The sequence below is a fragment of the Bacillus sp. MM2020_4 genome, from assembly GCF_011250555.1.
GTDB lineage: Bacteria > Bacillota > Bacilli > Bacillales > Cytobacillaceae > Neobacillus.
In genome coordinates this window covers 23,694-33,387 of the sequence record NZ_JAANMZ010000048.1, presented here as the reverse complement: position 1 = coordinate 33,387, position 9,694 = coordinate 23,694, and the positions used below count along the sequence as shown (strand labels likewise).

The following is a 9,694-nucleotide window of genomic DNA, read 5'->3' as shown; positions in this document are numbered from 1 at the left end:
AAGATGAAGAATACTATAATATGATTTTTTTGAAAGTTCAAAAAATAATAATATAAATTTATACGTTTTCAGCAGGGGGTTACACCTAATGAGCAAAAAGCAAAAAAAATATCCTTATTATCAGCGGATTGGACGAGCCTTTAAGTTGAATTTCACGAAACTCCTTCGTTCTCCTGGGGGGGCGAAAAAGGTGGCATTGGGCTTCGCCCTTGGTTTCGGCTTGGAAATGTTAGTGATCTCAACCGCATCACTTGTCTATATTTTCTTTGTTCCGATTGTTAAACTGGCAAAGGGCTCATTATCTGCTTCCATCATTGGGAATATTATTGGAAAACTCACGCTTCTCCCTGTCGTCCTTTTACCATTTGCTAGACAATTGGGGAAATTAATTGTTCCCATGAAGGTAAGAATTGGGCATCATACCCATTTTTCTATTCAAAATGTATGGCACGGGGATTTCCGGAGTTTAATTGGCCTGCTGCATGGCGGGGTTCATGCCTTAATCGGAATGACGATATTTGGGATAATTCTCGCCATTATTTCTTACTTTATTGTTCATTACCTTTACGATAAGGAAAAATCGAATCGATTGAAGAGAAGACGGCTTAAACATGAAATTCGCTTAAATAGTATCAACAAGAATTTAATATAAAATTGTAGGAAAAGAAAAACAAGCGGCTAACATGGTGCCCGCTTGTTTTTTGTTATTTTACTTGAACAAATACTAATAGCGTTGCGTTAGTATTGCGTTTATCTTGTTTTTCGATGCCCACATTTTGCACGACAATGGTTATTTTGGCGCGATCATTTTCCTCCGTAAAGGTTGCCTCTTCTGCTGATAGTTGTCCCGCTGTTGGTTGATAATCATAAAATTTATCAAAGATTTTTTGTGTATGAAAGGTAATAAGAGCCTGGTTATTTGCGTCCTCTAATGTAAGCACCCATTGATCTTGTTGCATATCCTTTAATAGAGAATAGGTTTTCCCTTGTTTTTTGATATCAAAAATTTTTCCCTCTCTATTTTTCTCAGCCATGTTGATCTCGATGGTGGCAAAGGTATCGTAGCCTGTGATGGTAATGGATGTTTCCTGTGCCAGGTTAAGGTAGACCGATGGATTGAATTGACCCGGACTTTGGAACTCCTTAAAACCGAATGTATCCTGAAAATCACGAAATGCATTAAAATCATCTGGTAGCCATTCAACTTTATTGGTATATCCCATCATTTGTAAGTATGAAATAGTATCGGTAATGATCTGTTTATCTTTTTCCGGGATTGATTCATCGGGCCTAATCGTATTATTTTCGAGCATCTTATTTTTCAATAGGACAGTTTTTAAAGTATCTATCTGACTGGATCGGCTTATGGTGAATGCATCCACAGGCGGTACAATGGAAATGGCGGAAAAAATAATCAACATCCCTGCAATTACTCCGTTTTTCCGAACGGGTAAAAAGCTTACGAGGATTCCGGCAGCTGTGGCAAAAATACCGAACAGGACAACATAATAGCCAGTATGGGTGATACCTGTATCAACAACACTGAGGATCGAGGAAGTGATTTGAAAAAGCACGATCGGCACTAGCACCTTTGGAAAAATAAGTCTAAAAAGGGCTGTAAACTTGTTTTCAATCTCACTAACCAATATATACATCAAAATCACTGAAATCGCATAAGAAACGAGCATAGGTTCTAATAAATTATCCTTCCAAAATTCCCCGCCAATATTTTTAATCATGTATATGATTAAGATTAAAGTAAATACGGACTGTAACGGAATGAGAATATAGGATAGGAGAATTTCTAAAAACTTTGGACAAGAAGCAGCCTTTTCGATCGTACCCTTTTGCGTCATATTTTTTTCATTTTTCCGCGGATAGGTTGGAATGAATGAAAGAAAATACATCGGTGCAAAGAGAATAAACACGATATTGGCCGTATGCGAATAGGCACCAGAATGGATGGTGAAAATCAACTGGTTGATCGCTGAGAGGATGACGGCTAAACCTCCAAAAATGACACCAGAGAAGAAAAGGGTATGAAAGAAAGATTTAAAGGCAATCATAAAGCTCTTATTAAAACTAATTTCACTTTTTATGACGGGAATCCAAATGAAGGCGATCAGCAGCGCAAACAAGGCAACGCTGGTTCGTATTTCCGTTTCCATGCTTAGGGTGGAGGCTGGTCTAATGATGAGGTAATATCCAATTGTCAGTAGAATGACCAAAATCATAAATAGAAACCGGGTAGAGGCTCTGGGAGAAAAACGTTCGCTGGCAACTTGAAAAACAGCACTAAGAAAGGCGCCAACCACAAACGTTACCAGCAAAAGTGATTGCTGAGTTCCTGCGTTGATGGTAGAAGCGTTAACGGCTGCAGCTCCCACAAGAAATAAAGTGGTTAACGGAAAACGGACAATGGCATCGGTCAATCCAGTGAGTTTAGCCTGAAGACTTCTCATCCACTTCATCTTCATCAATCCTACCTCTCATATACTAAAAATCTATTTCCTTCTATAATAAATTATAACATGGTAGCAAAAAAATACCCTCTTAAGTTTCAATAAAAAACAGGGGTAGAAAAAATGAACAATTTGCTTTATTAAGTGCACCTAACCACAAAAAGAACCTGGAGATTCAGGTTCTTTTTGTGGTTATTTTCATAATACATTTTGGGCCTAAACCGTTACTGTTTTCTCTTTATTTTCAATTGCTTCTTTTTCATCCTTCATCCGGCTGAAGATCGTTGCTAGGATGGGACCCGAAATATTGTGCCATACACTGAAAATAGCACTTGGTACCGCAGCTAATGGTGAAAAGTGCGCTGCAGCAATGGCGGCACCCAATCCAGAGTTTTGCATTCCAACCTCGATTGCCACAGCCTTTTTCTTCGATAGGTCCATTTTAAATAGTTTACCAAATAAATAACCAATTGCATAACCAAGACAGTTATGAAGGACGACAACGGCAAAAATGAGTAATCCAGTTTTTGCTATCGCTGGTTGGTTGGCAGAAACTACTGCAGCAACGATAGCGACAATCGCAATAATAGAAATAAGCGGAAGTACCTTGACACTAGCTTGTGCCTGGCGATTAAATAACTTTTTAACGACTACTCCAAGGATAATCGGGAAGAGCACGATTTTTACAATGGATAAGAATAGGCCACCAGGATCGACTGGTATCCATTGGCTTGCAAGTAATAAAATAAGTGCTGGTGTAACAAGTGGGGCAAGAATCGTTGTCACTGATGTGATCGTTACACTAAGGGCGACATCTCCCTTAGATAGAAATGTCATAACGTTAGAAGCTGTACCGCCAGGGCAGCATCCTACTAAAATAACACCAACGGCAATTTCCGGAGCGAGGTTTAGCCCTTTTGAAAGTAAAAAGGCGAGCCCAGGCATGATAATAAATTGACCTATAACTCCAATTGCTACATCCTTTGGGCGTTTAAAAACCTCTTTGAAATCATTTCCGGATAACGTTAGGCCCATCCCAAACATAATAATTCCTAATAAAAGAGAAATGTGTGGCGCAATCCAAGTAAAGGTTGGAGGAGATACAAAGGCGAGGACCGCAAAGATCAGCACCCAAATGGCAAAAGTATTACCGACAAATTGACTAACACGTTCTAAAGTTTTCACTGTTTCCACCCCTGTTTAGATTAGTTCGTAATGCTAAGTATTATAGAATATTATTTAAATAAACACAATAGTTTGAAAATTATTTTTTTAAAAAAGTAAAGCGGCTAATGATAAACGCGTTAACGCAGCACTAAGGTAAAGAAGAATATTTCCTAATCCTAAAAAAGGGCCATACAGCTATTTAGCTAATATGACCCGGTAAAATCAGTTTCCGCTGCTTACTTATTCCCGTTAACGGTTTCCCCATGTAAGAGAACTTTTAGTTGCTCTTTAGGAAGCCTCTGCTTTTCCCATTCACACTTCAAACGTTCTAATGCTTCTGGACCCGTATCGTCGGCTAAGCGGAAGGCACCGTAATGCATTGGCACGAAGTACTTCGCTCCCAATTCAATAAAAGCCTTCACGCTGTCTTCAGGCGAAATATGTGCGGGGGCCATAAACCATTCAGGCTCAAAGGCCCCAATCGGCATAAACACAGTATCAATCATAAACCGTTCTGCAATTTGTTTAAAGCCGCTGAAATAGCCAGTATCTCCGACAAAATAGAAGGTTTCCTTGGGAGTTTGAAAAATCCATCCGCCCCAATGAGAAGTATTCATATCGCGTAAGGATCGTCTCGTCCAATGCTGGGCAGGGACGAAGTGGAGGGTGATGCCTCCATGTTCAACACTGTCCCACCAACACAATTCAGTTACCTTATGATACCCTTTTCGCATAAAAAGGGACTTCAACCCCACAGGCACATAGTAATGCGGATTTCCTTTTAATTTTTTTAGGGTAGGGAAATCCAAATGATCATAATGGCCATGGGAGATGACGACCAGGTCAATCTCGGGCAGATCTGCTAAGGAGATTCCCGGCTCCGTCAACCTCTTATCAAACCCCATCCTTTTTGCCCAAACGGGATCAGTCAAGATGTTAAGACCATTTAGTTGTATCAAGAAGGTAGAATGTCCAACCCAGGTATAAGTCGTCAGGCTTCTGTTTTCATTTAATTCCCGCAGTTGTTTAGTTGGGCACTGTTCAATATTTACCGATAAATCTTTTACCTTCGCTCTTCTTTCCTTTTGCCACTTTCGCAAATCCTTAAATGATTTGTAGCTTGTCACGTTGTCTAAATTAGCATATCTCTTCATAGGTTCCTCACTTATTGCATAATAGAAAATTATAATCGGATGAAGGAGAAAGTGCTAGTGCGGTACCTCCTTTTTGTTTAGTCCTCCGTAACCAAGAAGAACCCCGCGCTCACCTCCCGAATAAGAATAAATGGTAACCATAGTGAAAGTAAGCGAAGGGGGGCGTCCATTTGAAAATCGAATATCAGTATACCTTTGGATTGCCAAGGAATATCGTCTGGAAGTATTTAATGGATAAAGATGTTCTACGAAACGCAATTCCTGGATGTAGAACGTTTATAGAGCGTTCGAAAGGGGTATACGAAGCGGAAGTGGAAATTATTATCGGACCATTACAAGATGTTTTTACTCTCGAAATTCGGATGGATCATCTGAATCCACCGTCTTCTTTCCGTTTATATATGAAAGGAAGGGGCAATGTTGGAGAAATAAATGGGTCGGCCGATATGCTTTTACAAGAAGTAGGAAGTACCACTAGTGTAAACTGCCTGGCTGAGGCACAAGTAACAGGTGGATTGGCACTTATTGGACAGCGAATGCTGGAATCAGGAGCGAAAAAGATAGTGGGTAGTTTTTTTCAAACAGTCGAAAAAGAAATAAAAGGAAGTCTTTATCAAATGAGAAAGAGCGGCAGATGACCAAGGTAAAACCCTGGTCATCTGCTTTTTTTCATGGAACCATTAGTTATATGAATCCTTTAAAGTATAACTATCGCCAATAATTAATGGGATAAGGTCAGATGTAGGAAGAGGAAATCAATAGTGGTATCTCCTGAGGTGATTTTCAAATTTTCATGACTATTTACTGTCAACATGATTTCTAAGCTTTTTTTCATGCTGCGCTGTCTTAATGCTAAGGTAATCAACTGTTTCTTGTGTCTCGGTCAATTCCACTCTGAAACCATTAAGTTTAGTTTCAATACGGTCAAATCGTTCATCCATTCTGTTCTCCAGATCAGATTTCATGTTGTCAATCTTGCTCTCGAGTCCAGATTTCACATGGTCAATTTTGTTCTCGAGATCAGATTTCACATGGTCAATTTTATTTTCAAGATCCGTTTTCATTTCGTCCAATTTTTTATCCACTTGGGATGAATATAATTTTAATGCATGTAGTATTTCATGAATTCCTGACTGTTCCATGTCCTCACCTCCTCAAGGAGTATTATATCCTTTCCATGTTACTGTATCTAGTTCTCGATTCGATTATTTTCAACATTTTTTTCAATATGGTACGATAAATGAAAAAAGGCAATGGAGGCAGTCATATGTATAGTTTCAAGAACGATTACAGCGAAGGCGCACATCCTAGAATTTTGAATGCATTACTAGAATCAAACTTTGAGCAAGAAGAAGGGTATGGGGAAGATCGATATTCGTTAAAAGCGATTGAATTAATAAAGGAACGAATGGACCGGAATGATGTTGATATTCATCTATTATCGGGCGGGACACAAACGAATCTTTTGGCTATTTCTGCTTTCTTGAGACCTCATGAGGCGGCAATCGCAGCAAGTACCGGGCACATCCATACACATGAAACTGGGGCAGTGGAAGCCACGGGTCACAAAATACTGACCGTTAATACGGAGAACGGCAAATTAACACCTGCGCACGTTAAAACCATACTCGATGCTCATACGGATGAACATATGGTCAAGCCTAAGCTGGTGTACATATCGAATTCTACAGAAATAGGATCCATCTATCATAAGTCCGAACTGCAGCATTTAAGTGATTTCTGTCAAGAGAATAGTCTCATTTTATTTATGGATGGAGCGAGAATAGGTTCAGCGCTTTGTTCGTCAGAAAATGATCTTCAATTACGTGATTTACCAGAACTTGTTGATGCTTTTTATATTGGCGGAACGAAAAATGGAGCATTACTAGGGGAGGCCTTGGTTATATGCCGCGACGCTCTTAAAGAGGATTTTCGCTACCATATGAAGCAAAAAGGGGCCATGCTAGCTAAAGGAAGAATTTTGGGTGTCCAGTTTTTGGAATTATTTCGCGATAATTTGTTTTTTGATTTGGCTACACATGCCAACAAGTTGGCAGAAGTGCTAAGGGATGAATTAAGCAGCGAAAATGTCCCATTTCTTACGCAATCCTCTTCAAATCAAATTTTTCCGATTCTTTCAAATGCACTTATTACCAAACTTCAAGATAAATATGCGTTTCACATTTGGGAAAAGGTTGATTCCGACCATTCGGCCATTCGATTGGTTACATCTTGGGCGACAAAAGAGGAAGCGGTTAAGGCATTTATTGAGGATATAAAGGAATAACGAGAAATTACATGCAGGGCACCTTTTGAGGATAAATTACTAATACGGATGGAAAACTATTGGTAATTAATTTGATGTAAGGTGGCCTTAAATGAATAACTATTCGAACGATAATACCGCTAGACGTTATAAGGCACATGTAAGTGTTCTGGGTACGACGCAAATTCATTTACGAAACCCTTATATTATTGGCTGGTGGTCGGCAGCATTTCCCGGTTTCGGACACTTGCTATTGTCCAAATATTTAAGAGGGTATGCTTTATTCATTTGGGAAGTGATTGTGAATATTAAAGCCCACGTCAACCTTGCCATGATTTACTCTTTTCAAGGAAATATATCATCCGCAAAAGAGGTACTGGATACACGATGGTTACTCATGTATATTCCAGTTTATCTATTTGGCATCTGGGATAGTTACCGGACAACGGTTGATTTAAACAAGGTCTATATTTTAGCAGAACATGAAGAGCACCGATTCAACTCATTTAGTATAGGGGCCGTAGAAATTAACTATCTGGATAAAAGGAAGCCGGTGATGGCCGTCATGTGGTCCATGTTTGTGCCAGGGCTTGGGCAACTGTACATACATAGAATTTTGGCTGCTTTTTTTGTCATCTTTTGGGTTGTTGTCTTTTTTTATTATTCACATGCACTTGACGCGGTTTCCCTCTTACTTCAAGGAAAAGTTAATGAGGCTACTTCTATTTTAAATCCTGAATGGTTGTTATTTCTTCCCTCCCACTTTGGTTTTGCTACTTTTGATGCCTATATGAACGCGGTTGAAAATAATAAGCTGTATGAAAAGGAGCAAAGGAAATATTTACTGGAACATTATCAATCTCCATGTTTCCGAATTCAAAAAGGACAAAAAGTGAAGTGATGACATGCAGCTATTTTCCACTTTTGAAAATCATACAAGTCTAGAGTTGGCGATTTCCACATTAGAAAAAAACGGCCTAACACAGGAAGCTATTTTTGCAGTCCCACTTGATAATCGTCAAGAGGAACGGAAGGTTTTTGATACATTGCACCGATCTGATGGTACATCGCTTATAGATATTGGCATGGCCCTTGCCACAGCTTTATCGGTTATTGGTGCAAGCATCGGTTTTAAACTATCTTGGGGTCCCATATACTGGGGGCTGATCGGTGCATTTATTGGATTTGTTATTGGATTTGCTATTAGATTGTTTACTGAAGTGGTTATAAAAAAGAAACAAAGGCTATTAAAAGGGAAGCAGTCGGAGGTTATTCTTATCATCGATTGCCAAGAGCACCAAGCAGATGTAGTGGAGAACATTCTATGGAGTCATTTTGCCTTGGGAGTTGCAAAAGTAAAATAGTGAAGCATCTAGTAGTAAATGTATTTCTCACCAAGCGGTTTCCTAAGCGGAAATCGCTTTTTGTTATTTTGTGGATTTTAATGCTGAACAATATGAACAAAATGAGTAATACGTTTTTAATGCTGTTTAAATGTATAAACTATGATTTTATTAAAATTTTTGTAAAATTAAGAAAACGGTTACAAGGGGGAAATAATATGTTTTCGATTAATAGAATTTCAGCATTAATGTGTGCAGGTGCTTTGGCATTATGCTTAGGGGCATGCAGCAGTAATGAAACTGCTAGCCCAGCAAAGAAGGAAGAAGGTACAGGCTATCCTACGAAGGCGATTTCAGTTGTCGCTCCATCGGGTGCAGGAGGGGGCTGGGATTTAACGGCACGCTCCTTTACAAAAGTGCTAAGTGAAACAAAGCTTGTTTCACAGCCATTAACAGTTGAGAATAAGCCGGGTGGCGGCGGTGCCGTGTTCATGGCAGAATACGCAACACAGCAAGCTGCAAATAACGATATGCTTTTTGTTAGTTCGCCGCCTATTATCATTAACAATCTGAAAAAAGAAGGAAACAGTCCATACGGTTATAAAAACACAACACCATTAGCGCAGTTAACAAAAGATTTTGGTGCTATTGTGGTTAAAACAGATTCACCTTTTAAAGATCTTAAATCAGTCTTAGAGGAAGTCAAGAAAGATCCGACTAAACTAACCTTTGCAGGAGGTTCGGCACCGGGTTCAATGGACCACTTAATTTCAATTCTTCCAGCATATAAATATGGCGTCGATCCGACAAAAATTAAATATGTTTCCTATGATGGCGGCGGGGAAGCCATTACAGCCCTACTTGGCGGCAATGCCGATGTCATTGGTACCGATGCATCAAGTGTGAAAGAATTTTTAAAGGCCGGAAAGGTTCGGGTGTTAGCAGTAACAGCAACGGAGCGTTTAGCTGGTGACTTTAAAGACGTTCCAACGGCGAAAGAACAAGGTATTGACGCTGAATTTACGATTTGGCGCGGAGTGTTTGGCCCTGAAAAAATGTCCAAAGAAGCAAAATCGTTTTGGGAGAAATCAATTGATAAACTTGTGAATACCCCTGAGTGGAAGAAGGAAGTAGAGACACAAGGCTGGGAAATGGAATATAAAAACAGTTCTGATTTCAAAAAGTTTCTAGAAGAACAAGATCAACAAGTTCAGCAATTATTAAAAGCGTTAGGCATGCAAAAGTAAAAAAGTGAGGGAAGGAGTTTACTTTCTCCTTCCCCAATCTTTTCTAAGGGGGGAA

At 39.4% G+C, this 9,694-nt stretch carries 10 protein-coding genes; 6 read left to right on the top strand and 4 right to left on the bottom strand.

The genetic code is table 11. From position 1 onward, the window contains the following. Positions 1-88 precede the first annotated feature (88 nt). Positions 89-652 carry a DUF2062 domain-containing protein gene (locus G6554_RS21260; protein ID WP_166245585.1) on the top strand — a complete coding sequence of 188 codons (564 nt, stop codon included), beginning with the start codon at positions 89-91 and terminating at the stop codon, positions 650-652. 52 nt (positions 653-704) lie between these two features. On the opposite strand, the gene G6554_RS21255 is transcribed toward G6554_RS21260, so the two are convergent. The 3 genes from G6554_RS21255 to G6554_RS21245 form a co-directional block, all read right to left on the bottom strand. Further along, positions 705-2,477, bottom strand: coding sequence for a DUF4153 domain-containing protein (locus tag G6554_RS21255; protein WP_166245583.1), 1,773 nt, complete (start codon positions 2,475-2,477; stop codon positions 705-707). Between the two features lie 201 nt (positions 2,478-2,678). After that, positions 2,679-3,647 carry a bile acid:sodium symporter gene (locus tag G6554_RS21250; RefSeq protein WP_166245581.1) on the bottom strand — a complete coding sequence of 323 codons (969 nt, stop codon included), beginning with the start codon at positions 3,645-3,647 and terminating at the stop codon, positions 2,679-2,681. A gap of 218 nt (positions 3,648-3,865) precedes the next feature. Then, complete coding sequence (locus tag G6554_RS21245) at positions 3,866-4,783, bottom strand: MBL fold metallo-hydrolase (protein WP_166245579.1); 918 nt, start codon at positions 4,781-4,783, stop codon at positions 3,866-3,868. A 170-nt stretch (positions 4,784-4,953) separates the two neighbouring features. Here G6554_RS21245 and G6554_RS21240 point away from each other — a divergent pair, with 170 nt between their 5' ends. Then, positions 4,954-5,421 carry an SRPBCC family protein gene (locus tag G6554_RS21240; RefSeq protein ID WP_166245577.1) on the top strand — a complete coding sequence of 156 codons (468 nt, stop codon included), beginning with the start codon at positions 4,954-4,956 and terminating at the stop codon, positions 5,419-5,421. A 159-nt stretch (positions 5,422-5,580) separates the two neighbouring features. Here G6554_RS21240 and G6554_RS21235 read toward each other — a convergent pair whose 3' ends face one another. Next, positions 5,581-5,925, bottom strand: a complete 345-nt coding sequence (locus G6554_RS21235; RefSeq protein WP_166245575.1) for a hypothetical protein — start codon at positions 5,923-5,925, stop codon at positions 5,581-5,583. Positions 5,926-6,050: 125 nt separating this feature from the next. Here G6554_RS21235 and G6554_RS21230 point away from each other — a divergent pair, with 125 nt between their 5' ends. From G6554_RS21230 to G6554_RS21215, 4 genes are all read left to right on the top strand, one after another. Continuing rightward, positions 6,051-7,070: a threonine aldolase family protein gene (locus G6554_RS21230; RefSeq protein WP_166245573.1), complete on the top strand. Its 1,020-nt coding sequence runs from the start codon at positions 6,051-6,053 to the stop codon at positions 7,068-7,070. 91 nt (positions 7,071-7,161) lie between these two features. Next, on the top strand, positions 7,162-7,950 hold the full coding sequence (locus tag G6554_RS21225) for a hypothetical protein (RefSeq protein ID WP_166245571.1): 789 nt from the start codon (positions 7,162-7,164) through the stop codon (positions 7,948-7,950). A gap of 4 nt (positions 7,951-7,954) precedes the next feature. Continuing rightward, positions 7,955-8,413 carry a hypothetical protein gene (locus tag G6554_RS21220; protein ID WP_166245569.1) on the top strand — a complete coding sequence of 153 codons (459 nt, stop codon included), beginning with the start codon at positions 7,955-7,957 and terminating at the stop codon, positions 8,411-8,413. 197 nt (positions 8,414-8,610) lie between these two features. After that, positions 8,611-9,639, top strand: a complete 1,029-nt coding sequence (locus G6554_RS21215; protein WP_166245567.1) for a Bug family tripartite tricarboxylate transporter substrate binding protein — start codon at positions 8,611-8,613, stop codon at positions 9,637-9,639. Positions 9,640-9,694 lie beyond the last annotated feature (55 nt).

Excerpts from the sequence above, each read along its gene's own strand:
- G6554_RS21260 (WP_166245585.1), top strand. The coding sequence starts at position 89 with ATGAGCAAAAAGCAAAAAAAATATCCTTATTATCAGCGGATTGGACGA.
- G6554_RS21255 (WP_166245583.1), bottom strand. The coding sequence starts at position 2,477 with ATGAAGATGAAGTGGATGAGAAGTCTTCAGGCTAAACTCACTGGATTG.
- G6554_RS21245 (WP_166245579.1), bottom strand. The coding sequence starts at position 4,783 with ATGAAGAGATATGCTAATTTAGACAACGTGACAAGCTACAAATCATTT.
- G6554_RS21235 (WP_166245575.1), bottom strand. The coding sequence starts at position 5,925 with ATGGAACAGTCAGGAATTCATGAAATACTACATGCATTAAAATTATAT.
- G6554_RS21230 (WP_166245573.1), top strand. The coding sequence starts at position 6,051 with ATGTATAGTTTCAAGAACGATTACAGCGAAGGCGCACATCCTAGAATT.
- G6554_RS21225 (WP_166245571.1), top strand. The coding sequence starts at position 7,162 with ATGAATAACTATTCGAACGATAATACCGCTAGACGTTATAAGGCACAT.
- G6554_RS21220 (WP_166245569.1), top strand. The coding sequence starts at position 7,955 with ATGCAGCTATTTTCCACTTTTGAAAATCATACAAGTCTAGAGTTGGCG.
- G6554_RS21215 (WP_166245567.1), top strand. The coding sequence starts at position 8,611 with ATGTTTTCGATTAATAGAATTTCAGCATTAATGTGTGCAGGTGCTTTG.